The following is a 24995-nucleotide window of genomic DNA, read 5'->3' as shown; positions in this document are numbered from 1 at the left end:
GTACGACGCCCCCTCGTCGATATCGCCCTCACGGGGGACGCGGCGGACGCATCCGGTCCGTAACGTCGAGGTCATGATCGTTGCAGAAGGCCTCACGAAGAGGTACGGAGACAAGACCGCCGTCGACGGGATCGACTTCGCCGTCCAACCCGGGAAGGTGACGGGATTCCTCGGCCCGAACGGCGCCGGGAAGTCGACGACGATGCGCATGATCGTCGGGCTCGACCGGCCCACGGCCGGCCGGGTCACCCTGGACGGACGCGAGTACCGGTCGATGCGCTCGCCCTTGACGGAGGTCGGCATCCTCCTCGACGCGAAGGCGGTCCACACCGGCCGCAGCGCGCGCAGTCACCTGCGGGCCATGGCCGCGACCCACGGCATCCCGCGTTCGCGCGTCGACGAGGTGATCGAGATCACGGGTCTCCAGAGCGTCGCCGGCAAACGCGCCGGCGGGTTCTCGCTCGGCATGGGCCAGCGCCTCGGGATCGCCGCCGCCCTGCTCGGTGACCCGCGCACCCTCATCCTCGACGAGCCCGTCAACGGACTCGACCCCGAGGGTGTCCGCTGGGTCCGGCAGTTCGTGCGAGCGCAGGCCGCCGAGGGGCGGACCGTCCTGCTGTCGAGCCACTTGATGAGCGAGATGGCGCAGACGGCGGACCACGTCATCGTCCTGGGTCGCGGGCGCGTGCTCGCGGATGCGGGCATCGATGAGATCGTGCGCGCCTGGACCCGGGCCACCGTGCTGGTGCGCTCTCCGCGCGCCGCCGAGCTCGCGAACGCCTTGGCCGCCGCGGACGTGACCGTCTCGTCCGGTGCCGACGGCGTGCTCGAGGTCACCGGCCTCACCGCCGCGGCGATCGGCGACACCGCCGCCCGTGCCGGCATCCCGCTCCACGAGCTGACTCCGCGCAGCGGGTCGCTCGAAGACGCCTACCTCGCCCTCACCGAAGGTGCTGTCGAGTACCAGACCAAGGAGGTCGCGCGATGACCGCCATCGCCCCGTCCGCTCCCCTGACCCGTCAGACGTCCGCCCCGGGTCACCGGTCCGCCCGGCTGTCGTTCGGTCGCCTCGTGCGCAGCGAGTTCCTCAAACTGTTCACGCTGCGCTCGACCTGGTGGTCCTTGGGCATCGCGGCCTTTCTCACCGTGGGACTCGCCGCGATGGTCGCCGGTGCGTCGTCGAGCTTCGGTCCCGGGTTGAGCCCCGTCGCCGCCATCACCCTGCCCGTCCAGTTCACGATGCTCGTGGCCGGCATCCTGGGCGCCATGGCGATCACCGGCGAGTACTCGACCGGGATGATCCGCTCGACCATCACGGCGGAGCCCCGCCGTGGTCGGGTGCTCGTGGCCAAGTCCGTCGTGATCGCGACGACCCTCGCCCTGCTCGCGGCCGTGACGTCGGCGATCGCCGGGCTCGTGATCATGCCGATCCTCGGCGCCGACTCCTACGCCTGGGGCGACGCGAAGGAGCTGTGGCTGCCGCTGCTGCTCAGCGTGCTGGCCATGGCCACGTTCGGTCTGCTCGGCCTCGGGTGGGGGTTCATCATCCGCAACGGTGCCGGGGCGATCGCGACGACCGTCGGCATCCTGTTCGTCCTGCCCCTCGTGCTGCAGGTGTTCATGCTGTTCGGCGAGTCGTGGCAGTGGATCGTCGATCTCGGCCGTTGGCTGCCGGGCAACGCGGCCGCGGCGCTCACGGACCTGGACGGAGAGGTCTTCTGGCCCTCTCTCGCCGCGACCGTCGCCTGGCCCGCGGGCGCCCTGCTCCTCGGCTGGGCCGTGCTGCGCACCCGCGACGCGTAAGGTCATCGGGTGATCACCGGAAGCCGTGGCGACGCCTCTCCCGAGGCCGAGCCGCGGCTTCCGCGTCCCCCCGGCGTCCTCCGGCGGTTCTGGGCGCGTCACCCGGTCCTCACCGACATCGCGATCGCGGGCTTCTGCCTGATCCTCTCGGTCGCTCCGGTCGTCGCCCTGCCGGACCGGGCCGTCGCAGACGATCGGATCGACCCGCAGACCTGGGACCGCATCTGGCCGGTCCTCGCGTCGGTCGTCGTCCTCGGGAGCTTCGCCCTCCTCGTCCGTCGTCGCAACCCCGTCGGGGTCTTCGCGATCACCGTCCTCGTCGCGGCGGCCTACCTCTTCTCCCCGGTGTCGCTGGGCGGGCCGCTCGTCGGGATCGCGACCTACACCGTCGCGGTCTACCGCGGCAATCGGGTCTGCCTGATCGCCGTGGGAGCGGGGCTCTCGCTGTTGGTCGTCGTGGCGGGCACGCTCGGGTTCAGCGGCATCATCGCCCCCGACATCGCCTGGAACGTCCTCATCGGCGAAGCGCTTCTGATGCTGATCGGAGGGCTCGTCGGCGCGAACGTCGGCGGCCGCAAACGCTACGTCGAAGCCCTCATCGCGCACTCCCGCCGCCTCCTCGTCGAGCGGGATCAGCAGGCGCAGCTCGCCGCCGCAGCCGAGCGCGAGCGGATCGCCCGCGAGCTGCACGACATCGTCGCCCACTCGCTATCGGTGATGGTCACGCTGGCCGAGGGGGTGGCCGCGTCGAAGGATGCCGCGCACGCCCGTCCCGGTGCGGAGGCGATCTCGGCGACGGGTCGCGAGGCGCTCCGCGACATGCGGGCGACCCTCGGTGTCCTGCGGGACGCGGATGCCGCTCCGCTCGCGCCTCTCGTCCGTGACACGACGGCGGAGACGGTCGCCTCCGCCCGCGCTGCGGGCTTCGAGACGCACCTCACGGTGGTGGGCGAGCCCGACGTGCCGACGGCGACGCGGTTGGCGGTGTCGCGGATCGTCCAGGAGGGCGTGACCAACGTCCTGCGCCATGCCCGTGCGGCCACCCGCATCGACGTGGACATCCGGTACACCGACGAAGGAGTCACGGTCTCGGTCGTCGACGACGGCCTGTCCGCCCCGATTCCCTCGGCGGCGGGAGGCTTCGGCCTCCAGGGTGTGCGCGAGCGCGTCGAACTCGCGGGCGGCACCGTGACGGCCGGCCCCGGCGAGCAGCGAGGATGGACGGTGCGGGCGTGGCTGCCGCGGGAGGAGCAGGGATGAGCGAGCGACCGATCCGCGTGGTCATCACCGACGATCAGTCCCTCATCCGCCTGGGGTTCCGGATGGTGCTCGAAGCCGCCGACGACATCGAGGTGGTCGGCGAGGCCGCGGACGGAGCCGCGGCCGTCGACGCCGTCGCCGCGCTCGCGCCCGACGTCGTTCTGATGGACGTGCGGATGCCGGGGATGGACGGCATCGAGGCGACCGGCCGCATCCGTCGCGATCATCCCGGCACCCGCGTGCTCGTCCTGACGACGTTCGACCTCGACGAGTACGCCTTCGGCGCGCTCCGCGCCGGTGCCGGCGGCTTCCTTCTGAAGGATGCCGAGCGGGAAGAGCTCGTCGCGGCCGTCCGGGCGGTCGCTGCCGGCGAGGCCACGCTCTCGCCCCGCGTCACCCGCCGGATGATCGAGCTGGTCACCGCGGGAGGGCGACCGCACCCCGCGCCGCACCGGAGCGCCGCATTGACGGCCCGCGAGCAGGAGGTGCTCGACGCGATGGCGCGCGGGCTCACGAACGCGGAGATCTCCGCGGCGCTGTTCCTCGGCGAATCCACCGTCAAGACGCACGTCGGGCGGATCCTCGCCAAGCTCCCGGCGCGCGACCGGGTGCACGCTGTGCTCATCGCCCACGGGCTGGCGGACCCGGCCGACTCCTGACGCGTCTCAGGTCGGTCCGGGACGGGCTCGATAGGATCGGTGGGATGAACGGAACGGGTGCTGTCGACTGGGAGACCGTCCGCGACGGCTTCCTCCGCTTCCTCGTCGATGCGGGCTGGAACATCCTGTGGGTGGCGGTCACCGTCGTGGTGGCCCTCGCCGCGTCGTGGCTGATGCGACGGCTCATCGCGCGCGTCGTGGACCGGATCGTGACGGGCGCCAAGTCCCGCGCGGCCGCCGAGGACACGCGCGCGATCGACATGTCGCCGCTGGCGCGGGTCCGGATCGTCCAGCGCACCCGCACGCTGGGATCGATCCTCACCAACATCGTCAACGTGGCGATCGTCATCGTCGCGGTGCTCACGATCGTGTCGATCATCAACCAGGGGGTGCTCGGCTCCTTCGCCCTGCTGTCCGCGGCCATCGGTGCGGGCTTGGGCTTCGGCGCGCAGAACATCGTCAAGGACGTCCTCAACGGCATCTTCATCGTGGCCGAGGACCAGATCGGCATCGGCGACGTCGTCGATGTGGGGCTCGCGACCGGCATCGTCGAGTACGTGAGCGTCCGCGTCACGCACGTGCGCGATGTCAACGGCACGCTCTGGTTCGTCCGTAACGGCGAGATCACCCGGATCGGCAACATGTCGCAGGGCTGGGCGCGCGTCGTGATCGATGTCGGGGTCCCGGCCGATGCCGACATCGACGCCGTCGAGGACGCCATGCTCACCGCGGCGAAGGATCTCGTCCGCGAACCGAAATGGCGTACGCGCATCATCGACAAGCCCGAGATCTGGGGGCTCGAGTCGATCGACGGCGACACCCTCGTGACGCGTCTCGTGCTCAAGACCCGGCCGAACGCGAAGGACGACGTCTCGCGTGCGCTGCGCAAGCGCCTGAAGTCGGCGCTCGACACGCTCGGTGTGCCGCTCCCCCAGCTCCAGTCCACCCTGCTCGAGGGTGCGGACGCCGTGCAGAGCATCCGCGGAGCGAACCCACCGAAGACCAAGCCCCAGCAGGTCGCTCCGGCTACTCCGCCGCGGCTGGCGTGGCGGCCGAAGAAACGCGGGCGCACCGACGGAGACGCACCCGAGGGGAGCTCGGCCCCGTGAGCGAGACCGTGAGCTTCTACGACGAGGTCGGCGGGCACGAGGTGTTCCAGCGCATCGTCGACGTGTTCTACCGCGAGGTCGCCGCCGACGACGTGCTCCGACCCATGTACCCGGAGGAGGACCTCGGTCCCGCCGCCGAACGGCTGCTGCTCTTCCTCGAGCACTACTGGGGCGGTCCGACCACCTACGGCGAGACGCGCGGTCACCCGCGCCTGCGGATGCGCCACGCGCCGTTCCACGTCAACCCGGACGCCCGCGACCGCTGGTTGCGAGCCATGCGCATCGCGGTCGACGAGGCGCACCTGTCGCCGCTGCACGAGGCGACGCTGTGGGATTACCTCCAGCGTGCCGCCCACGCCATGGTGAACACCTTCGAGCCGACGGGCATCGGACCGACCGCGAAGCCGCACGGCGGATCGACGCTGCCGGTGCGTCCCGAGTCCTGAGCCCGTCGTCCGCTCAGCGGATGCCGGTCGCGCGCACGGCGGTCAGCCCCGTCGGGTTGCCCGCCCGGACGAGGACGTGACCGCGGGGCAGCGTGACACGTGTCCACGTGCCGGTCCGGAGGACGGATGCCTCCCCTCCCGCATCCGGCCCGAGGAACCCGAGTGCGTCGGCCGCGAAGGCGACCCCGGCGATGAGCCCGTTCAACTCGGTGTCCTCGGCGCCCCAGACGGCGGCGCGGACGGTGCGCACGAGGTCCTCCCCGGGGGACGCCGGCAGCGCACGGGCCACCTCGTCGACGCCGCGACGCACGGCGCGCGCGAGGTTCTCGACCGGCACCGGATCGCCCGGCACCCATCCGCTGCGCGGCGGGGAGATGCCCGCCCACGCCGCTGAGACGCCGCTGTCGGGCAGGGCGACACGGGTGGCGTCGTCTCCCGCGCGGAGGGCACCGGCATCCACCACCAGATCGCAGGCGAGCTCGGGGTCGATGCGCAGGAACCGCATGCCGAGCACCGTCGGGGTGTCCTCGCCGAACCCGCGCGGCGAGAGCGGGGCCGCGGAGACGGCGAGCGTGCCGGAGGCGGCGCGGAGGCGGACGGCGGGATCGCCCAGTCGGGCGGCGCGTCCGGCGAACGTGAGGAGGTCTGCCGCCGAGCGCGGGTCGGGGAAAACGAGCTGCGGGGCCATCCGACCTAAACTACCAACCGGGCGCCGCCTCGGGTCGCCCGGGAGGGGACGCTGTGCGCGAATCGGATCACGTCGACGGTTTGCTGGCGGTGTTGGATCTCGCGTCGAGCGATGCCCGCACGACCGAGGACATCTTCACCGGGGTGTCGCAGTCGATGCCGCTCGGCCGGGTGTTCGGCGGGCAGGTCCTCGCACAGGCGGTCATCGCCGCGGAGCGCACCGTCGAGGACGATCGCGCCGCCCACTCGATGCACGGCTACTTCCTGCGGCCGGGTGACTCGACGCGCGGGATGACCTTCTCCGTGGACCGCATCCACGACGGCCGGTCGTTCTCGACCCGCCGCACTCAGGCGTTCCAGGAGGGCGTCCCGATCTTCTCGATGATCGCGTCGTTCGAGACGGACGCCACGGGGCTCGAGCACCAGGACGAGATGCCGGCGGGCGTCCCCGGACCCGAGGACCTGTCGGACGACGCGGTGCTCGCCGGACTCCACCCGATGAGCAAGCGGCACTTCGACCAGAGTCCCATCGAGGTGCGTCACGTCGAGCAGCCCCTTTACGCGACGGCGGGCGACGAGAAGGTGGCGCAGCAGTCCGTCTGGGTCCGCACCCGCGGCGACCTGCCCGACGACCCGCGCCTGCACCGGGCCGCCCTCGCGTATATGAGCGATCTCACGATCCAGGAGCCGGTGCTGCGGGCGCACGGCACGTCGTGGTCCACCCCCGGCCTCAAGGTCGCGAGCCTCGACCACGCGATGTGGTGGCACCGCCCGGCGCGGGTCGACGAGTGGCTGCTGTACGTGCAGCAGTCGCCGAGCGCGCAGGGCGGTCGCGGGCTCGCGACGGGCCGGATCTTCTCCCGCGACGGTCAGCTGGTGGCCTCGGTCGCGCAGGAGATCATGATCCGGGTGCCCGCACCCGAGTGAGCCGCCTCAGCGGCGTCCGAGCGGCGGCAGCGGTTCGCCGAGGTAGGGCTCCCAGGCGGCACGCGTCTCTGGCGACAGCCGCACAGGGCGCCCGGTGACCGCATCCACCTGGACGATGACGGTGGATGCCCGTGCGTACAGCGTCCGCGGTTCGTGGCCCTCGGGCGTGAAGACCTCGTAGTGCACCTCGGCGCTCGATCCGCCGATCTTGCCGAACCACATCTGCACGTCGATCGGGTCCCGCTGGTACGGCACCGGCGCGAGGTACTCGATCTCCTGCCGCGCGATGAGCGTCAGCTGCGCCGCGCCGTGGCTCGCGTCGATGACCGCGGTGGGCACGGCGCGCTCGGTGGCGCCCGGCATCCAGAAGGCGCGGACGCGCGCCTCCTCGAGGAGTTTCAGCATGGACGCGTTGTTGACGTGGTTGTACGCGTCCAGGTCCCCCCACCGGAGGTGGATGGGGACCCGGATGCGGGCCTCAGTCACGCGTCAGCTTGCGGTAGGTCGACTTGGCCGGGTTGGCGGCATCCGCCCCCAGTCGCTCGACCTTGTTCGCCTCGTACGCCTCGAAGTTGCCCTCGAACCAGTACCACTGGTCGGGCTTCTCGGCCGTGCCCTCGTAGGCGAGGATGTGCGTCGCGATGCGGTCGAGGAACCACCGGTCGTGGGTGATGACCACGGCGCAGCCGGGGAACTCGAGCAGGGCGTTCTCGAGCGAGCTCAGGGTCTCGACGTCGAGGTCGTTCGTCGGCTCGTCGAGGAGGAGCAGGTTGCCGCCCTCCTTGAGGGTGAGAGCCAGGTTCAGGCGGTTCCGCTCACCGCCGGAGAGCACCCCGGCCTTCTTCTGCTGGTCCGGTCCCTTGAAACCGAACTTCGACACGTAGGCGCGCGAGGGGATCTCGGTCTTGCCGACCGTGATGATGTCGAGCCCGTCCGAGACGACCTCCCACAGCGTCTTGTTGGGGTCGATGTTGGCGCGCGACTGGTCGACGTAGCTGATCTTGACGGTCTCGCCGATCTTCAGGTCGCCGCCGTCGAGGGGTTCGAGACCGACGATCGTCTTGAAGAGGGTCGTCTTGCCGACGCCGTTGGGGCCGATGACGCCGACGATACCGTTCGGCGGCAGGCTGAAGCTGAGCCCGTCGATGAGCGAACGGTCGCCGAAGCCCTTCTGCAGCTTCTTCGCCTCGATGACGACGTTGCCCAGACGCGGCCCGGGCGGGATCGTGATCTCCTCGAAGTCGAGCTTGCGCGTGCGCTCGGCCTCGGCGGCCATCTCCTCGTAGCGGGCCAGGCGCGCCTTCGACTTGGTCTGGCGGCCCTTGGCGCTCGAGCGCACCCAGTCGAGCTCGTCCTTCAGGCGCTTGGCGAGCTTGGCGTCCTTCTTGCCCTGGATGTCGAGGCGCTCGGCCTTCTTCTCCAGGTAGGTCGAGTAGTTGCCCTCGTAGCCGATGAGGCGCCCGCGGTCGACCTCGGCGATCCACTCCGCGACGTTGTCGAGGAAGTACCGGTCGTGGGTGATGGCGATGACGGCGCCCTTGTAGGCCTGCAGGTGCTGCTCGAGCCACAGGACGCTCTCGGCGTCGAGGTGGTTGGTGGGCTCGTCGAGGAGCAGGAGGTCCGGCTTCTGGAGCAGGAGCTTGGCGAGGGCGACGCGGCGCTTCTCACCACCGGACAGCGGCGCGATGGCGGCGTCGGCCGGCGGGGTGCGCAGCGCATCCATGGCCTGCGCCAGCTGGGAGTCGAGGTCCCAGCCGTCGGCGGCGTCGATCTCCTCCTGCAGGGTGCCCATCTCGGCCAGGAGCGCGTCGAAGTCGGCGTCGGGGTCCGCCATGAGGGCGGAGATCTCGTTGAAGCGGTCGAGCTTGGGCTTGATCGCCACGCCGTCCTGGATGTTCTCGAGGACCGTCTTGGACTCGTCGAGCTCGGGCTCCTGCATGAGGATGCCGACCGAGAAGCCCGGGGACAGCTTCGCCTCGCCGTTGGACGGGGTGTCGAGGCCCGCCATGATCTTCAGGATCGTCGACTTACCGGCGCCGTTGGGGCCGACCATGCCGATCTTGGCACCGGGCAGGAACGCCATCGTGACGTCGTCGAGGATGAGCTTTTCGCCGACGGCCTTGCGGGCGCGGACCATGGAGTAGATGTATTCGGCCATAACGACCCAAGTCTACGGGCGACGCTTCGTCCTGCGGCACCGCGGAGCGGTCACCAGTCGATCGGGCGGGTCTCCCCCACCAGGCACTCCCCCGCGGGAAGCCCCGGCATCACGAGCGCGGTCGGGCCCGGCACCGACGGACCGACCTGCCCGACGAGGCACTCGTCATCGATGCGCACCGAGAACTGGATGCTGTCGGCCGGGAGGCCGACGGACGTCTCGTCGAAGGTGACCTGCATGGCGTCCTTCGCGAATCCGGCGGCGACGAGCGCGTCGACGTAGTCGCGGCCTTTCACGGACTTCGATCCGCGCCACACCTCGTCCATGACGGAGGTGAAGGTCGGCAGGAGCGCCTCCGCCGAGCCGTCGGCAGGACCCGGGGTCCCCGTGGGCGTGGGACCGGGCGACGACATCGACGGCGAAGGAGAGGCCGGCTCGGAGGCACGCGGCGCCGCATCCGGCGCGCACGCGACGAGGGACACGGCCACGGCGGGGGCGAACGCGATGAGAAGCAGGCGGGTTCCCCGCGGGGACTGGTGTCGGCGCACGGGCCAGAGTCTAGGGCGTGCGCCCTCCGAGCCGGCTGGGTCCCCTCAGAACGGCGTCGCGACCGGTTCGGGGCGGTCGACGCGGTCGTCCGCGGAGTCCTCGACCGGCCCGGCCGGTGCCCACTCGGCATCCGCCTCGACCGGTCGGGCCTCTTCCCGCGGCCGACTCGTTCCGGTGAAGACGGTCGTCCCGAACGCGAGGTCGTGCCCGACGGCGAGAGCGTCGATCTCGGCATCCGTCCCCGACTTCTCCCCGGCCTCCCACCGCTTGATCGCGAGGGTGCCGAGCACGACGACGCGCTGTCCCCGTCGGACGGAGGCGGCCACGTGCTCGCCGAGGGCGCGGAACACCGACACCCGGTACCAGCTCGTGTGTCCGTCGACCCACGCGCCGGCCTTCGCGTCGTACCGGCGTTCGGTGCTCGCCACCCGCAGGGAGACCACCGGTGTGCCGTCGGGCAGCCGCCGGAACTCGGGGTCCGCGCCGACGTTGCCGACGATCGTGATGTGATCCTTCATTGCGACTCCTTGAGAGGTCGGGGGCACGGCGTGCCCGGATGATGCTCCGACGCCCGCGTGCCCGGCGGGCGTCGGAGCCCCCTCAGAATCGCGCCGGAGCCGCACGCACGAACGCCTCGGCCCCCGACCGGTGGATCCGATCGGGGGCCGAGGCGTTGTGGAGGAGGCTCAGCTGCGGGCGTACTCGCCGAACCGCGCCCGGACCTTGTTCACCTTCGGAACGGCGACGGCGAGGCAGTAGCCCTGACCGGGGTTCTTCGCGAAGAAGTCCTGGTGGTAGTCCTCGGCCGGGTACCACTCCGTCAGCGGCTCCATGGTGGTGACGAGTCCGCCGCCCCACCACTCGGCCGCGCGCTCGGCGGCACGCTCGAACGTCTCACGCTGCGCGTCGTCGGCGGGGAACATCGCCGACCGGTACTGGGTGCCGACGTCGTTGCCCTGGCGGTTCAGCTGCCGCGGGTCGTGCATCGTGAAGAACGCATCGAGGATGACGTCGGACGGGATGACCTCCTCGTCGAAGGTCACCTTGACCGCCTCGGCGTGCCCGGTGGTCCCGGTGCACACCTGCTCGTACGTCGGCGACGGCACCGATCCGCCGACGTATCCCGACTCCACCGAGACGACTCCGTTGAGAGCGCGGTAGGCGGCGTCGAGACACCAGAAGCAGCCTCCGGCAAGCACATAGGTCTGCATGCGAGACCTTCCTTTCACTGTGGGATCGTCACCGGTGAGAACGCGCGCGACGGCTGCGCTGTTCCCCGAGGGAGGAGTGTCGGAGGCCGAGCGTACCGTGTGGAACCGTCGGAGGAGGGTCCATGAGCACCATCGCAGCGAGCACCGCCCACCGGCTCCGTGCGTACCGGTTGGTCGCGGTGTCCGACCGCGTGGCGCGTGTCGTCGACGGGTCGGGCCGCGTGATCGGCCACGTCGCACGGACCGGTGACGGCGACGAATGCCGCTACCTCGCCCGACGCTACCGCGTCGCGGCGGGCGGTTTCGTCGACGTCGGGGAGTTCTGGCGTATGGACGACGCCGTCGCGGCCCTCCACGATTCCCGCTGAGCGACGAATCAGACGATCGCGGCGACCGCTTCGCGCTCCTCGACGGGGTGGAGCGCGGTGCGACCGGTCACCTCCGGCCACACGCGTGCCAGGACGGCGACCGCCTGACGGATCTGCTCCGGCGGTGCGGTGAAGGGCAGGCGCAGGTGTCCGTCGTAGCCGCCGTCCACCGAGAAGCGCGGACCCGCCGAGAGGAGCACCCCCTCGCGACGAGCCGCCAGGACCAGGCCGCCGCTGCGCGGCGCGTCCAGCCCGACCCAGAGCGAGACACCGCCACGGGGAACCGGGACCGACCAGGTCGGCACCGTCTCGCGCAGCGCGGCGACGGCGGCGTCCCTCCCCCGCCCGAGGAGCTCCGCCCGCTGGGGCAGGATCTCGTGCATCGAACGGACCAGCCGCGTCGCGACGGCCTGCTCGAACTCCGCCGTCCCGAGGTCCCGCCGCGGCCGCGACGCGACGAGGCGGCGGACGAACGCCCGCTCGGCGCGGACCCACCCCACACGCAGTCCGCCCCAGACCGTCTTGCCGAGGGATCCGATCCGGACGGCGCGCGGGCCGAAGTCGAGCGCGGCGGGGGTGTCGCCGTCGATGGAGAGCTCCGCCGTCGTCTCGTCGATCACGAGCACGGTGCCCGCGCCGGCGGCCGCGGAGCGGAACGTCGCCGCATCCGCCGTCGTCATGCTCCGTCCCGTCGGATTCTGGAACCACGGCATGAGGTACGCGAGGGTGGGCCGGGCGCGGCGGAAGGCCTGGACCGCTCGGTCGAGGTCCCAGCCGTCCTCCACCGTGACCGGTGTCCCCGTCACCCTCGCGCCCGTCGCCTTGATCGCCTCAGTCGCGTGCGGGTAGGTGGGCGTCTCGAGCAGCGCCGTCGTGCCCGGACGCAGGAGGGCGGAGGTGACGAGATGGATGGCGTGCTGGCCGCCGTTCGTCACCAGGATCTCGTCGGGAGCAGTCGGGAGGCCCCGCATCGTGTACCGGTCCGCAATCGCCGTGCGCAGCTCGCTGCTGCCGACGATGTCGTAGCCCGGCCGGCCGACGAGGGATGCCGCATCGGCACCGACGTCGGCGATGATCCCCGCGAGGCCGGGCCACGCGGCCGGACTCGCCTGCTGCAGATCGATGCCGTCCCCGTCGTCGAAGACCCGGGCCGTCCCGCGACGCACCTGCGGGAGCGTCACGCTCCCCGATCCGCGGGTGCTCTCGATGTGACCGCTGTCGCGCAGCGAGCGGTACGCGGCGGCGACGGTCGCGCGGCTGAGTCCGAGGGTCACGGCGAGTTCCCGCTCGGCGGGAAGGGCGGTGTTGGCCGGGATGCGGTTGTCGAGGCAGAGGAGCCGGATGCCGTCGGCGAGGGCTTCGTAGGTGGGCGTGCGCGTCCGCCAGCCGCCGAGGGCGCCGGCGAGGGTCCGGGCGCCGATTCGAGAGTCCATGGTCCACCGATCCAAGATTGGACTGTGTGCAGGAGGCCAATCGTACGCTGGAATGGACTCATGACCCTCCGCCTCATCCGTCTCGTCGTCGGCCTCGCTCTCTTCGGCGTCGGATGCGCCGTGCTCGTCCAGGCCGGCATCGGCCTCGACCCCTGGACGGTGCTCGCAGAGGGACTCGCGCTGCAGACCGGGATCGGCATCGGCTGGATCGTCGTCCTCACCGGCGCCCTCGTCCTGGTGGCGTGGATCCCGCTCCGCCAGAAGCCCGGGATCGGAACGATCGCGAACATCCTCGTCGTCGGGACGGTCATGCAGGACGCGCTGGCCGTGATCCCCCCGGTCGGGAACTACCTCTGGGGCGTCGTCGTCTTCCTCCTGGGCATCGCGCTCATCGCCGCCGCATCCGGGATCTACCTCGGGGCCGACCTCGGGCCGGGCCCTCGGGACGGACTCATGACGGGGCTGCACGCGCGGTTCGGCTGGCCGATCTGGGTGTGCCGGTTCGCGGTCGAGGGCAGCGTGCTCGTCACCGGATGGCTCCTCGGCGGCACGGTCGGGCTCGGGACCGTCCTGTTCGCCGTGCTCATCGGCCCCGGCGTCCACCTCGCCCTCGCCCTGTCGGCACGCTGGCGGGCGCTGCGTGTGCGCCGAGCGACCATCGCGGTCTGAGCGGTAGCCTGGGGAACGAGCATCCTTCCCTCCATAGCTCAGTGGACAGAGCGAGCGGTTTCTACCCGCCAGGTCGGGGGTTCGAATCCTCCTGGAGGGGCTCCGAGTCGCCGTGACCACGCCGACTCCTGTGGGAGGAGACCACGTGTCAGCTGCGGAGAACGACCGCCTCGTCTGGATCGACTGCGAGATGACGGGCCTCGACCTGTCGGTGGACGAGCTCGTCGAGGTCGCCGTCGTGATCACCGACTTCGACCTCCGCGTGCTCGACCCGGGGTTCCAGATCGTCATCAAGCCGGACGACTCGGCCCTCGCCCACATGAACGACTTCGTCACGAAGATGCACGAGAGCTCGGGTCTGCTGACCGAGATCCCGAACGGCGTCAGCCTCGCCGACGCCGAGTTCCAGGTGCTCGAGTACATCCAGCGCTTCGTGCCCGAGGGCAAGGCGCCGCTGGCGGGCAACACGATCGGCACGGACCGGATGTTCCTCGCCCGCTACATGCCGCGTGTCGACCGGTGGCTGCACTACCGCAATGTGGACGTGTCGAGCGTGAAGGAACTGGCCCGGCGGTGGTACCCCCGCGCGTACTTCAACGCCCCCGCGAAGGACGGCGGACACCGCGCCCTCGCCGACATCCGCGAGAGCATCCGCGAACTCGCGTACTACCGCGAGACGGTCTTCGTCGCCGCCCCCGGACCGACGAGCGACGACGCGCGGAGCGCCGCGGCCGCGACGGTGTCATCGTTCGCCTCGGGTCTGTAATACACTTGTGTGGTTGCCCGGAGACGGGCACATGGTGGGTATAGCTCAGTTGGTAGAGCACCTGGTTGTGGTCCAGGGGGTCGCGGGTTCGAGTCCCGTTACTCACCCCATGCTTTCCCCTCATGAGGCGCAATCGTGATCGAGATGGATGCCGAGGCCTTCGAGGACCTCGTGGCGTCCGAACTCGACGCCCTGCCCGATGAGATGGTCGCCGGTCTCGACAACGTCGTCTTCGTCGTCGAGGACCGCCCCGAGGACGGATCCCTCGATCTGCTCGGACTGTACGACGGCCTCGCCCTGACCGAGCGCGACCGGTACGGAATGGGAGATCTCCCCGACCGCATCATCGTCTACCGCGAGCCGCACCTGGATGCGTGCGACGACCTCGATCAGCTGCGCGACGAGGTGCACACGACACTCGTGCACGAGATCGCCCACTTCTACGGGATCGACGACACGCGCCTGCACGAACTGGGATGGGCGTGACATGAGCATCGCGAGCCCCGACCTCGACGAACAGGTCGACCTGCAGGCATCCACCTCGGGTCCCTGGCAGACGGTCGTCTGGAACGACCCGGTGAACCTCATGAGCTACGTCGTCCACGTCTTCCGCGAGTACTTCGGGTACTCCCGTGAGAAGGCGCACCGGTTGATGCTGGCGGTCCACCACGACGGGCACGCCGTCGTGGCCGAAGGGTCGCGGGAGCAGATGGAACTCCACGCGCAGGCGATGCACGACTACGGACTCTGGGCGACCGTGCGCGAGGCCGGCTCGTGACCGGTCGGAGGATCACCCTCGAGCTCACGCTGCTCGAGGCGGCGCACCTGTCGGACCTTCTCGCGCAGTTCGAGGAGGTCGTGGCCGAGCGCGACGCACGCGATCCCGCCGTCCGCCGGCTCGTCCCCGATGCCTACCGCGACGACGCCGACGCAGCCGCGGAGTTCCGCCGGCTCACGCAGGACGACATCCTGGAGCGACGGCTGACGGATACCGGGGTGGTGCGCGCGTCGCTGCGCCGGGACGGACGCGACCTGGACCCCGCGGAGCTCGACCGTACCCAGGCCGAGGACGCGCTGGTCGTCGAGCTGACGCCGGAGGTCGCCGGCGCGTGGCTGCGGACCCTCGCCGCACTGCGGCTCGTGCTCGCGGAGCGGCTCGGCGTCACCGGCGAGGACCACGACGGCGACGGGGATCCCCGCTTCGGGGTGTACGAGTGGGTCGGCTACCGACTCGACGTGCTCGTCCGCGCCCTCGACGGTTGAGGCCCGGTCAGGGTAGCGGCACGACGATCCGCGCGAGCTCCGCCGGTCGGTTCTCGCGCAGGTGCGCATCCTCCTGCGTCGCCCACCGCTCCCAGTGCGGGCGATAGGCATCGCCGTCGCGGGCGAGGGCGCGCGTCTTGCGCGCGGCATCCGGTGCCTCCAGCCAGACCGTGATGTCCGCGAGAGCGGCGGATGCCGCGGTGAGGACCCCGGCTCCTTCGACGATGATCACCGGGGCGGGGTCCACCGTCGCGTGACGTCCCGACGGTCTGTCGCGGGACCAGTCCCACAGCGGCCATCTTGCGGCCTCCCCGCGCCGGAGCGGCGTCAGGACCCGCTCGTGCACGATGTCGGTCGCCGCCCGCAGTCCGTCCCACCCCGGGTAGACGTCGTCGAGCCGCACGACGGCCGCATCCGGGAACCGCGCGGCCAGCGTGTCGGCGAAGGTCGATTTGCCGGCACCCGAGCGTCCGTCGATCAGGACGACGACCGGGACGCCGGGCGCCGCGTTCACCGCGTCGGCGACCCGCTCGATCCCCGCCGCTGCCGCAGTGGTGAGGGAGGGATCAGCGGGTGAGGGCACGGATGACGCGGCTGAGCGCCCGTCCGGCGACCCACACGAAGGGGATCCCGACCGCGAGGAGCGAGACGAGGTTCGGCTCGAACCGCAGGTCGTCGCCCTTGCGGATGTAGGCGCCGACCGGGATCGCGGCACCTCCGCCACCGCCGCCGCCGCCGTTGGGGTCCTCCCCCGCGCCGAAGCCCGACCAGGTGAGGGCGACGGGGATGAGCCGGATGCCGTCGACGTCCTGCTGCTCGCCGTAGACGCTCGTGACACCGAGGGACGCGAACTGCTTGCCGAGTTCGAGAGGGAGGTTGGCCATGACGACCACGCTAGCCGGTCGCACGGTCACGCACAGGGGCTTGCGCGTGACGCGTCCTCACTCCTGCACCGGTCGCGGGTTGGTCGGCAGCGCATTGACGTCGCGTCTGGGGCCGAGTGTGCTCGCCCTCGTCACGGCGCCGCGCCCGAAGCGCGAGCGCGCGTCGTCGAGTGCGGCGTCGACGCGGCGCCACTCGGCATCGTCGTCCCACAGTGCGAGGCCGCCCACGCCGTCGGCGGTCAGCTTCTCGCCGCGCACGCCGATGAGGCGCACGGGTTGCACGAGATCGATCTTCGAGAAGAGGTCGAGGGCGACGTCGCCGATGCGTTGGCCGACGTTGGTGGGCTCGGGGACGCTCACCGACCGCGACAGCGTCGTGAAGTCGGAGAACCGCACCTTCACCGCGATCGTGCGGGCCTCCCAGCCGCCCGCGCGGAGGCGGCTCGCGACCCGGTCCGACAACCGCCGGAACTCGCTCCGCAGCGTCGCGACGTCGGACACGTCCTCGAGGAAGGTCTCTTCGTGTCCGACGCTCTTCTCGGTGTGCTCGGTCTGCACGGACCGCGGATCGATCCCGCGGGCCAGCTGCGACACGCGGGCGCCCATCGCCGGTCCCAGCGCCCGGTCGAGGACGCCTCGGGGCGTGTTCAGGATGTCCGAGACCATCCGGATGCCGCGGGCCTCGAGCGCCTCGGCTGCTTTCGGTCCCACGCCCCACAGCGCGCCCACGGGGCGCGCCGCGAGGAACGCCTGGGTCTCCGGCTCACTGACGATGAGGAGCCCGTCGGGTTTCGAGACGGTCGAGGCGATCTTGGCGACGTGTTTCGTGGCGGCGACGCCGATGCTGCACGTCAGTCCGGTCTCGTCGAGCACGCGACGCCGGACCATGCGGGCGATCTCGCCGGGACTCCCCCACAGCCGGCGCGCGCCGCTCACATCGAGGAAGGCCTCGTCGATCGAGAGCGGCTCCACGAGCGGGGTGACGTCGCGGAAGATGGCCATGACCTTCTTCGACAGCTCCGAGTAGCGCTCGAACCGCGGCACGACGACGATCGCCTGCGGGCACAGCTGCAGGGCGCGCCCGACCGACATGGCGGAGCGCACGCCGAAGCGCCGGGCCTCGTACGAGGCGCTGGAGACGACGCCGCGCCCCTCCATGCCGCCGACGATGAGCGGCTTGCCCGCCAGGGAAGGGTCGTAGAGGACCTCGACGGACGCGTAGAACGCGTCCATGTCGACGTGGAGGATGCGGGTGCCGGTGTCGTCGGCGCCGTCGGGCGAGACGATCCGCCCCGTCCCGTCACCGCGTCCCATACGTCCATTGTCGACGATGCCGCCGACACCGGTACGGATCCGGGGCCGACGGCATCGTCAGGGCGTCACTGGCCGGCGCGCTCCAGGATGAGCTCGCGGACACGGGCGGCGTCCGCCTGGCCCTTCATCGCCTTCATGACCGCACCGATGACGGCGCCGGCGGCCTGAACTTTGCCGTCCTGGATCTTCGCGAGCACGTCGGGCTGGGCGGCGAGGGCCTCGTCGATCGCGGCGATGAGCGCCCCGTCGTCCGAGACCACGGCGAGACCGCGGGCGTCGACGACCTCCTGGGGCGTGCCCTCCCCTGCGATGACGCCTTCCAGGACCTGGCGGGCCAGCTTGTCGGTGAGGGTGCCGGCATCCACCAGCTTCTGCAGCTGCGCCACCGACTCGGGCGACACGAGGGCGGCGGGCTCGGTGCCCTGCGCGTTCGCGATGCGGGTGATCTCGCCGGTCCACCACTTGCGGGCGGATGCCGGTGACGCGCCGGCGGCGATCGTCGCCTCGACTTCGGCGAGCAGCCCGCCGTTCGCGACGTCCTGGAACTCGAGGTCGGTGAACCCCCACTCCGCCTTCAGCCGGCGCCGGTACACCGCCGGAGCCTCGGGGAGCGCCGCGCGGAGCTCTTCGATCAGCTCTGCGGACGGCTCGACGGGGAGCAGGTCGGGCTCGGGGAAGTAGCGGTAGTCGTCGGCATCCGACTTGGGACGACCCGGCGAGGTGCGTCCGGTGTCCTCGTGCCAGTGCCGCGTCTCCTGCGTGAGGGTGCCGCCGGCGGCGAGGATCGCGGCCTGCCGCTGGATCTCGTAGCGCACCGCGCGCTCGACCGAGCGCATCGAGTTGACGTTCTTCGTCTCGGTGCGGGTGCCGAGCTTCTCCTGTCCGCGCGGGCGCAGCGAGACGTTCGCGTCGCAGCGGAGGTTGCCGCGCTCCATGCGAGCCTCGGAGATGCCGAGCGAGCGCACGATGTCGCGGATCGCGGCGACGTAGGCCTTGGCGACCTCGGGGGCGCGGTGCTCCGTGCCGAAGATTGGCTTGGTGACGATCTCGACGAGGGGCACGCCGGCGCGGTTGTAGTCGACGAGCGAGTACTCGGCGCCCTGGATGCGACCGGTCGCGCCGCCCATGTGCGTGAGCTTGCCGGCATCCTCCTCCATGTGCGCACGCTCGATCGGCACGACGACGACGTCGCCGCCCTCGAGCTCGATCTCGACGCTGCCCTCGAAGGCGATGGGCTCGTCGTACTGCGAGATCTGGTAGTTCTTGCCGAGGTCGGGGTAGAAGTAGTTCTTCCGCGCGAACCGCGACGACGGCGCGATCGAGCAGCCGAGGGCGAGGCCCAGGCTGATCGAATAGCGGACGGCGGTCTCGTTCACGACGGGCAGCGACCCCGGCAGCCCCATGTCGACGGGCGCGACGAGCGTGTTGGGTGCCGCATCGTGGTTCGCCTCGTTCGCCGGGTTGCCGGCGGGCGAGAACATCTTGGTCTCGGTGTTGAGCTCGACGTGGACCTCGAATCCGAGGACGGGCTCGAACAGCTCGAGCGCCTTGTCGAAGTCCATCAGCGCGTCCTTGGCCATCAGCGGGCTCCTCCGAGGATCGGGGCGCGGTCCAGGATCGGACCGCCCCAGCTGTCGACGAGCAGCGCCTCGAGCGCCGCCCCCACGCGGTACAGTCGCGCGTCCTCGCGGGCGGGAGCGACGAACTGGATGCCGACGGGCAACCCGTCTTCTTCCGCGAGGCCCGAGGGGATCGAGATGCCGGGGACGCCGGCGAGGTTGACCGGGATGGTCGTCACGTCGTTGAGGTACATCTGCAGCGGGTCGTCGAGCTGCTCGCCCAGGCGGAATGCGGTCGTCGGCGCGGACGGCGTCGCGATGACGTCGACCTGCGCGAACGCCTCGTCGAAGTCGCGCTGGATGAGGGTGCGGACCTTCTGCGCGCTGCCGTAGTAGGCGTCGTAGTAGCCCGCCGAGAGCGCGTAGGTGCCGAGGATGACGCGGCGCTTGACCTCGTCGCCGAAGCCGGCGTCGCGCGTGGCGGCCATGACGTCCTCGACGGTGCCGCCGGGCACGTTCACCCGCATCCCGAAACGGACCGAGTCGAACTTCGCCAGGTTGCTGGACGCCTCCGCCGGGAGGATCAGGTAGTATGCGGCGACGCCGTACTCGAAGTGCGGTGCGCTGACCTCGACGATCTCGGCGCCGGCTGCCTCCATCGCGGCGAGGGACGCTCGGAAGGATGCCGACACGCCGGACTGGAAGCCGGAGTCGTCGAGCTCGCGGATGACGCCGACCTTCAGACCCTTGAGGACCTCGCCGGTCGCGCCCTCGCGGGCGGCGGCGGCGAACGACGGCCAGGCGTCGGTCAGCGACGTCGCGTCGTGCGGGTCGTGCCCGCCGATGACGTCGTGCAGGAGCGCCGAGTCGAGGACGGTGCGCGAGACGGGACCGACCTGGTCGAGGCTCGAGGCGAGGGCGATCGCGCCGTAGCGGCTCACACCGCCGTACGTGGGCTTCATACCGACGGTGCCGGTGACGTGCGCAGGCTGGCGGATCGAGCCGCCCGTATCGGAACCGAGCGCGAGCGGCGCTTCGAACGCGGCCACCGCAGCGGCCGAACCGCCGCCGGAGCCGCCGGGGATCCGATCGAGGTCCCACGGGTTGCGGGTCGGGCCGTACGCCGAGTGCTCGGTCGACGAGCCCATCGCGAACTCGTCCATGTTGGTCTTGCCGAGCGGGACGAGGCCCGCCGCCCGGGACCGTGCGACGACGGTCGCGTCGTAGGGCGACATGTAGCCCTCGAGGATCTTCGAACCGCTCGTGGAGGGCATGTCGGTCGTCACGAGGACGTCCTTGATCGCCAGGGGCACGCCGGCCAGTTCGCCGAGCTCCTCGCCGGCGGCGCGGCGGCGGTCGATGTCGGCCGCGACCTCGACCGCGTGGTCGGAGACGTGGAGGAAGGCGTGCACGTCGCCGTCGACGGCGGCGATGCGGTCGAGGTGGGCCTGCGTGGCCTCGACGCTCGAGAGCTCGCCGGAGCGCAGCTTCGCGGAGAGGTCGGCGGCGGTCAGCTTCAGGATGTCGCTCACTGCTCCTCCCCCAGGATCGCGGTCACGCGGAACCGGCCGTCGGCGGCATCCGGTGCGTTCTGGAGCACCTCGTCGACGGTCAGCATGTCGCCGGGGACATCGGGGCGGAAGACGTTGCGCAGCGGGATCGGGTGGCTCGTCGCGGCGACCTCGGGGGTGGCGACTTCGGACACCTTGGCGATGTTGTCGACGATCGCGTCGAGCTGGCCGGTGAGCCGCTCCACCTCCTCGTCGCTCAGCTGGATCCGGGCGAGCACGCCGAGATGGCGCACGAGATCGGGGGTGATTTCAGACACCCCGACAGTCTAGTTCCGGCCGGTCGCCCTCCCGAGCCCGCGCGGACCCGCGCCCTAGGCTGGGGGCGTGACCGATTCGCCCTCCGCCGATCGCCCGTGGCTCTCCTCGTACGGTGAGGGCGTCCCCCTCGACCTGCCCCCCATCGACGGGTCGTTGATGGACCTGCTCGACGAGTCCGCTCGCGACTATCCCGAGGCGCCCGCTCTGCAGTTCTTCGGACGCGAGACGACGTACGCGGCCCTGCACGACGCCGTGAACCGGGCGGCCGCGGGGCTGCGCGATCTCGGGGTGAACAAGGGCGACCGGGTCGCGATCGTCCTCCCCAACTGCCCGCAGCACATCATCGCGTTCTACGCCGTCCTGCGACTGGGCGCGGTCGTCGTCGAGCACAACCCCCTCTACACCCCGCGCGAGCTGCGGACGCAGTTCCAGGACCACGGTGCGCGGCACGCCATCGTGTGGGACAAGGTCGCGCCGACCGTGCAGGGGTTCCCCGCGGACCTCCGCGTCGAGGCGCTCATCGCCGTCGACGTCACGCGGGCGCTGCCCCTCCACACGCGCCTCGCGCTGCGGCTGCCCGTGAAGAAGGCGCGGGAATCGCGTGCCGCGTTGACCTCGCCGGCGCGCGGTGCGCTGTCGTGGGACGACCTCGTGAGGACGCCCGCCCTGGCGGCATCCCACCCCGGGCCGCGGACCGAGGACCTCGCGGTCCTGCAGTACACCTCGGGGACGACGGGGACGCCGAAGGGGGCGATGCTGACGCACCGCAACCTGCTCGCCAACGCCCGGCAGAGCCAAGCGTTCATCCCGGCCGTGCAGCGCGGGGACGGATGCGTCTTCTACGCCGTCCTGCCGATGTTCCACGCCTACGGGCTCACCCTCTGCCTCACCTTCGCCATGTCGATGGGGGCGCGTCTCGTGCTGTTCCCCAAGTTCGACGCCGACATGGTGATCGATGCGATCAAGAAGCACCCGCCCACGGTCCTGCCGCTCGTCCCCCCGATAGCCGAGCGCCTGCTGGCACGCGCCCGCGAACGCGGGGCCTCGATCCGCGGCATCCGCATCGGCGTGTCGGGCGCCATGGCCCTCTCCCCTGCGCTGGTCGAACCGTTCGAGGAGGCGACCGGCGGGTACCTCATCGAAGGCTACGGGCTCAGTGAGTGCTCCCCCGTCCTGATGGTCAACCCCCCGGCCGACAACCGGAAGGCCGGAACCATCGGCATCCCCATCCCCGGAACGGACGCACGCGTCGTCGACCCCGAGAACCCGTCCCGCATCCTCGGCGACGGCGAACCGGGCGAACTCGTGGTGCGGGGACCGCAGGTGTTCTCGGGGTACTACGGCAAGCCGGACGAAACCGAGAAGGTGCTCGTCGACGGCTGGTTCCGCACCGGCGACATCGTCGAGCGCGACGCCGACGGGTTCTTCCGGGTGGTCGACCGCCTGAAGGAACTCATCGTCACGGGCGGGTTCAACGTGTCGCCCTCCGAGGTGGAGGCCACGCTTCGGCAGCACCCGCAGGTCGCGGATGCCGCCGTCGTCGGTCTCCCCGACGCGCACAGCGGCGAGCAGGTCGTCGCCGTCGTGATCCCCTCGCCGGGGGTGAGCGAGGTCGACGTCGAGGACGTGCGCGCGTTCGCCCGCACCCGGCTGACGCCCTACAAGGTGCCGAAGCGGATCGAGACGGTCGAGGAGCTGCCGCGGTCGCTCATCGGCAAGGTCCTGCGCCGACAGGTGCGCGACGCGCTCCTCGCGAAGGACGCCTGAGCGTCACTCCGCGGCGGGCGCGTCGCCGAGCGCGGCCGGACCCTCGGTGACGAGGACGTGGAACTGCGCGGCGTCGATGATCCGGATGCCGAGGGCCTCGGCCTTCGCGAGCTTCGATCCCGCACCGGGCCCGGCGGCGACGAAGTCCGTCTTCTTCGAGACGCTCGACGCCGCTTTGCCGCCCGCCTGCATGATGGCCTCCTGCGCGCCCTCGCGGGTGTACCCCTCGAGCGACCCCGTCGCGACGACGGTGATGCCCTCGAGCACTCCTCCGGCCGCGGCCGCGGCGCCGGGACCCGGGTGCCCGCGCGTCGCCAGCCGCGCGCCCGCGGCGGTCCAGCGGTCGACGATCTCGACGTGCCAGTCGACGGCGAACCAGTCGATGAGCGCGTCGGCGATGATCCCGCCGACACCGTCGACCGCAGCGAGCTCGTCGCGCGAGGCGGCCCGGATCGCGTCGAGCGAGCCGAAGTACTGCGCCAGGGCGCGGGCGGCGACGGGTCCGACGTGGCGGATGTTCAACGCGACGAGGAAGCGCCACAGATCCTTCGTCTTGGCCTTCTCGAGCTCGTCGATGAGGGTGAGGGCCTGCGCCGACGGCTGCGGTCCCGTGAGGCCCTCCTTCTTCTCCGCCGCGGTGGGGTTGCGGCGGAACGGCGCGCGGCGGACGACCTCGCCGGTGCTCTCGTCGACCCGCGGCTCGCCGGTCTCGGCGTCGCGGACGATGACCTCGATGGGCACGAGCCGCTCCAGAGTCAGCTCGAACAGTCCCGCCTCGGTCTCGAGCGCCGGCTGCTGCGGATCGATCGGCTGGGTCAGCGCGGCCGCAGTGACCTCGCCGAGCGCCTCGATGTCGAGCGCGCCACGCGAGCCGATGTGCTCGACGCGCCCGCGGACCTGCGCGGGGCAGCCGCGCGTGTTGGGGCAGCGCAGGTCGATGTCGCCCTCTTTGGCCGGCGCGAGGGTCGATCCGCACTCCGGGCACGCCGTCGGCATGACGAAGGCGCGCTCCGTGCCGTCGCGGAGTTCGGCGACCGGGCCCAGCACCTCGGGGATGACGTCCCCGGCCTTGCGGAGCACGACCATGTCGCCGATCAGGACGCCCTTCGCCTTGACGACGTCCTGATTGTGCAGGGTCGCCTGGCGCACGACGCTGCCCGCGACGAGCGCCGGTGCCATCTGCGCGTATGGGGTGGCGCGGCCGGTGCGCCCGACCGACACGATGATGTCGAGGAGCCGCGTCTGCACCTCTTCGGGCGGGTACTTGTACGCGATCGCCCAGCGCGGGGCACGGCTGGTCGCGCCGAGCTCGTCGTGCAGGGAGAGCTCGTCGACCTTCACGACGATGCCGTCGAGTTCGTGCGCGACCGAGTGGCGCTTCTCGCCGTACTCGGCGACGAAGGCGAGGACGCCGTCGACGTCGTCGAATGTCTGCGGATACGGGCTGACCGGCAGGCCCCATTCGGCGAGCAGGCCGTACACCTCGCTCTGAGCGGACACGGGCGGGTCGGGCCACGCGCCGATGCCGTGGACGTACATGCGGAGGGACGAGAGACGGGCCTCGCCGGCCTCGAGTTCGAGCCCCGACTTCTTGTCGAGCTGCTGGCGCAGACCTCCGCTCGCGGCGTTGCGCGGATTGGCGAACGCCGGGAAGCGCCGCGCCGCGCTCTTCTGCGCCTTCTCCTCGTCATAGCGGGGGCGGGAGGCGGCGTCGGCGACGACGCGGTCGCGCAGACGCGCCTGCAGCGCGTTGAGTTCTTCGAAGGCCGCCACCGGGATGAAGACCTCCCCCCGCACCTCCACGAGAGGGGGGTGCCCCTGCCCCGACAGCCGCTCCGGGATACCGGCCACGCGCACCGCGTTCACCGTGACGTCCTCCCCGATGCGGCCGTCGCCGCGGGTCGCCGCCGAGGTCAGCACACCGTTCTCGTAGCGCAGCGAGATGGCGAGCCCGTCGATCTTGAGCTCCGTCAGCCATCGCACCTTGCGCCCCGCTGCGGCCTCGGCCTTCGTGCACCACTCCCGCAGTTCGTCCGGCGAGAAGACGTTGTCGAGGCTCAGCATCCGCTCGGCGTGCTCGACGGGAGCGAACATCGACGACTCCGCCGCGCCGACGGTCTGCGTCGGCGAATCCTGCCCCTGCAGCTCGGGGTGCGCGCGCTCGATGGCTTCGAGCCGCTGCATCCACCCGTCGTAGGTGGCGTCGTCGACCAGACCGACGTCGCCGCCGTAGTAGGCCTCGCGCGCGCCGAGGATCTTCTCCGTGAGCCGCGCGGCCTCTGCGCGGGCCCCATCGAGGGTCAGTTCGGGGAGTTCTGCGTCAGCCACATCGAC

General features: G+C 71.2%; 28 protein-coding genes and 2 tRNA genes. 16 read left to right on the top strand and 14 right to left on the bottom strand.

The window, feature by feature from the left end; genetic code table 11:
- Positions 1-73 precede the first annotated feature (73 nt).
- Genes NH287_RS03065 through NH287_RS03040 form a run of 6 tightly spaced genes read left to right on the top strand, consistent with a single transcriptional unit; the run spans position 74 to position 5277 of the window.
- Entirely contained in the window at positions 74-988 is a 915-nt protein-coding gene (locus tag NH287_RS03065; RefSeq protein WP_253034431.1) for an ABC transporter ATP-binding protein, read from the top strand.
- The gene (locus tag NH287_RS03060; protein ID WP_253034430.1) at positions 985-1803 is read left to right on the top strand and encodes an ABC transporter permease; all 819 of its coding nucleotides are present in this window, start codon (positions 985-987) and stop codon (positions 1801-1803) included. The genes NH287_RS03065 and NH287_RS03060 overlap by 4 nt, the downstream gene beginning before the upstream one ends.
- Positions 1804-1812: 9 nt before the next feature.
- Positions 1813-3063, top strand: coding sequence for a histidine kinase (locus NH287_RS03055; RefSeq protein WP_253034429.1), 1251 nt, complete (start codon positions 1813-1815; stop codon positions 3061-3063).
- A complete protein-coding gene (locus NH287_RS03050) occupies positions 3060-3722 on the top strand; it encodes a response regulator transcription factor (RefSeq protein ID WP_253034428.1) in 663 nt (220 codons plus the stop codon). Before NH287_RS03055 ends, NH287_RS03050 begins: the two co-directional genes overlap by 4 nt.
- 44 nt (positions 3723-3766) lie before the next feature.
- Positions 3767-4831, top strand: a complete 1065-nt coding sequence (locus NH287_RS03045) for a mechanosensitive ion channel family protein (protein WP_064002004.1) — start codon at positions 3767-3769, stop codon at positions 4829-4831.
- On the top strand, positions 4828-5277 hold the full coding sequence (locus tag NH287_RS03040; RefSeq protein ID WP_308210379.1) for a globin: 450 nt from the start codon (positions 4828-4830) through the stop codon (positions 5275-5277). The genes NH287_RS03045 and NH287_RS03040 overlap by 4 nt, the downstream gene beginning before the upstream one ends.
- A 13-nt stretch (positions 5278-5290) precedes the next feature.
- Here the strand turns inward: NH287_RS03040 and NH287_RS03035 are convergent, their stop codons facing one another.
- The gene (locus NH287_RS03035; RefSeq protein ID WP_253034427.1) at positions 5291-5965 is read right to left on the bottom strand and encodes a hypothetical protein; all 675 of its coding nucleotides are present in this window, start codon (positions 5963-5965) and stop codon (positions 5291-5293) included.
- A 53-nt stretch (positions 5966-6018) separates the two neighbouring features.
- Between NH287_RS03035 and NH287_RS03030 the strand changes: the two genes are divergently transcribed.
- A complete protein-coding gene (locus tag NH287_RS03030) occupies positions 6019-6891 on the top strand; it encodes an acyl-CoA thioesterase II (protein WP_217531826.1) in 873 nt (290 codons plus the stop codon).
- Between the two features lie 6 nt (positions 6892-6897).
- Here the strand turns inward: NH287_RS03030 and NH287_RS03025 are convergent, their stop codons facing one another.
- The 5 genes from NH287_RS03025 to msrA form a co-directional block, all read right to left on the bottom strand.
- On the bottom strand, positions 6898-7377 hold the full coding sequence (locus NH287_RS03025) for a thioesterase family protein (RefSeq protein WP_253034426.1): 480 nt from the start codon (positions 7375-7377) through the stop codon (positions 6898-6900).
- Positions 7370-9049: an energy-dependent translational throttle protein EttA gene (gene ettA / locus NH287_RS03020; RefSeq protein ID WP_064001999.1), complete on the bottom strand. Its 1680-nt coding sequence runs from the start codon at positions 9047-9049 to the stop codon at positions 7370-7372. Before ettA ends, NH287_RS03025 begins: the two co-directional genes overlap by 8 nt.
- A gap of 50 nt (positions 9050-9099) precedes the next feature.
- A complete protein-coding gene (locus tag NH287_RS03015; RefSeq protein ID WP_253034425.1) occupies positions 9100-9597 on the bottom strand; it encodes a hypothetical protein in 498 nt (165 codons plus the stop codon).
- 45 nt (positions 9598-9642) lie between these two features.
- Positions 9643-10116 (bottom strand): single-stranded DNA-binding protein, encoded by a 474-nt coding sequence (locus tag NH287_RS03010; RefSeq protein ID WP_217531820.1) that lies wholly within the window; start codon positions 10114-10116, stop codon positions 9643-9645.
- 168 nt (positions 10117-10284) lie between these two features.
- Positions 10285-10809, bottom strand: coding sequence for a peptide-methionine (S)-S-oxide reductase MsrA (msrA, locus tag NH287_RS03005; RefSeq protein WP_253034424.1), 525 nt, complete (start codon positions 10807-10809; stop codon positions 10285-10287).
- Positions 10810-10931: 122 nt separating this feature from the next.
- Between msrA and NH287_RS03000 the strand changes: the two genes are divergently transcribed.
- On the top strand, positions 10932-11177 hold the full coding sequence (locus NH287_RS03000) for a hypothetical protein (protein WP_253034423.1): 246 nt from the start codon (positions 10932-10934) through the stop codon (positions 11175-11177).
- Between the two features lie 8 nt (positions 11178-11185).
- On the opposite strand, the gene NH287_RS02995 is transcribed toward NH287_RS03000, so the two are convergent.
- Positions 11186-12610 (bottom strand): PLP-dependent aminotransferase family protein, encoded by a 1425-nt coding sequence (locus tag NH287_RS02995; RefSeq protein WP_253034422.1) that lies wholly within the window; start codon positions 12608-12610, stop codon positions 11186-11188.
- Between the two features lie 60 nt (positions 12611-12670).
- Between NH287_RS02995 and NH287_RS02990 the strand changes: the two genes are divergently transcribed.
- The 7 genes from NH287_RS02990 (at position 12671) to NH287_RS02960 (ending at position 15308) form a co-directional block, all read left to right on the top strand.
- A complete protein-coding gene (locus tag NH287_RS02990; RefSeq protein WP_253034421.1) occupies positions 12671-13279 on the top strand; it encodes a YitT family protein in 609 nt (202 codons plus the stop codon).
- Between the two features lie 27 nt (positions 13280-13306).
- Positions 13307-13379: transfer RNA gene (locus NH287_RS02985), tRNA-Arg, on the top strand.
- Positions 13380-13424: 45 nt separating this feature from the next.
- On the top strand, positions 13425-14045 hold the full coding sequence (gene orn, locus NH287_RS02980; RefSeq protein WP_082886092.1) for an oligoribonuclease: 621 nt from the start codon (positions 13425-13427) through the stop codon (positions 14043-14045).
- Positions 14046-14079: 34 nt separating this feature from the next.
- Positions 14080-14155: transfer RNA gene (locus NH287_RS02975), tRNA-His, on the top strand.
- A 34-nt stretch (positions 14156-14189) separates the two neighbouring features.
- A complete protein-coding gene (locus tag NH287_RS02970) occupies positions 14190-14531 on the top strand; it encodes a metallopeptidase family protein (protein ID WP_064002475.1) in 342 nt (113 codons plus the stop codon).
- A 1-nt stretch (position 14532) separates the two neighbouring features.
- Positions 14533-14823, top strand: a complete 291-nt coding sequence (clpS, locus tag NH287_RS02965) for an ATP-dependent Clp protease adapter ClpS (protein WP_064001993.1) — start codon at positions 14533-14535, stop codon at positions 14821-14823.
- Positions 14820-15308 carry a DUF2017 family protein gene (locus NH287_RS02960; RefSeq protein WP_253034420.1) on the top strand — a complete coding sequence of 163 codons (489 nt, stop codon included), beginning with the start codon at positions 14820-14822 and terminating at the stop codon, positions 15306-15308. The genes clpS and NH287_RS02960 overlap by 4 nt, the downstream gene beginning before the upstream one ends.
- Positions 15309-15315: 7 nt before the next feature.
- Here the strand turns inward: NH287_RS02960 and NH287_RS02955 are convergent, their stop codons facing one another.
- From NH287_RS02955 to gatC, 6 genes are all read right to left on the bottom strand, one after another.
- A complete protein-coding gene (locus tag NH287_RS02955) occupies positions 15316-15891 on the bottom strand; it encodes a hypothetical protein (protein WP_253034419.1) in 576 nt (191 codons plus the stop codon).
- On the bottom strand, positions 15875-16192 hold the full coding sequence (locus NH287_RS02950; protein ID WP_064002474.1) for a hypothetical protein: 318 nt from the start codon (positions 16190-16192) through the stop codon (positions 15875-15877). Before NH287_RS02950 ends, NH287_RS02955 begins: the two co-directional genes overlap by 17 nt.
- 57 nt (positions 16193-16249) lie before the next feature.
- Entirely contained in the window at positions 16250-17506 is a 1257-nt protein-coding gene (dinB, locus tag NH287_RS02945; RefSeq protein WP_253034418.1) for a DNA polymerase IV, read from the bottom strand.
- Between the two features lie 65 nt (positions 17507-17571).
- The gene (gene gatB / locus NH287_RS02940; RefSeq protein WP_253034417.1) at positions 17572-19086 is read right to left on the bottom strand and encodes an Asp-tRNA(Asn)/Glu-tRNA(Gln) amidotransferase subunit GatB; all 1515 of its coding nucleotides are present in this window, start codon (positions 19084-19086) and stop codon (positions 17572-17574) included.
- Positions 19086-20597: an Asp-tRNA(Asn)/Glu-tRNA(Gln) amidotransferase subunit GatA gene (gene gatA, locus NH287_RS02935; protein WP_217531980.1), complete on the bottom strand. Its 1512-nt coding sequence runs from the start codon at positions 20595-20597 to the stop codon at positions 19086-19088. Before gatA ends, gatB begins: the two co-directional genes overlap by 1 nt.
- The gene (gatC, locus tag NH287_RS02930) at positions 20594-20893 is read right to left on the bottom strand and encodes an Asp-tRNA(Asn)/Glu-tRNA(Gln) amidotransferase subunit GatC (protein WP_251580976.1); all 300 of its coding nucleotides are present in this window, start codon (positions 20891-20893) and stop codon (positions 20594-20596) included. Before gatC ends, gatA begins: the two co-directional genes overlap by 4 nt.
- Positions 20894-20960: 67 nt before the next feature.
- Between gatC and NH287_RS02925 the strand changes: the two genes are divergently transcribed.
- Positions 20961-22661: a long-chain-fatty-acid--CoA ligase gene (locus NH287_RS02925; RefSeq protein WP_253034416.1), complete on the top strand. Its 1701-nt coding sequence runs from the start codon at positions 20961-20963 to the stop codon at positions 22659-22661.
- Between the two features lie 3 nt (positions 22662-22664).
- On the opposite strand, the gene ligA is transcribed toward NH287_RS02925, so the two are convergent.
- The gene (gene ligA / locus NH287_RS02920; protein WP_253034415.1) at positions 22665-24989 is read right to left on the bottom strand and encodes an NAD-dependent DNA ligase LigA; all 2325 of its coding nucleotides are present in this window, start codon (positions 24987-24989) and stop codon (positions 22665-22667) included.
- Positions 24990-24995 lie beyond the last annotated feature (6 nt).

Source organism: Microbacterium sp. CnD16-F (assembly GCF_024124465.1).
Classification (GTDB): domain Bacteria; phylum Actinomycetota; class Actinomycetes; order Actinomycetales; family Microbacteriaceae; genus Microbacterium; species Microbacterium gawkjiense.
This window is presented reverse-complemented; position numbering and strand designations above follow the sequence as displayed.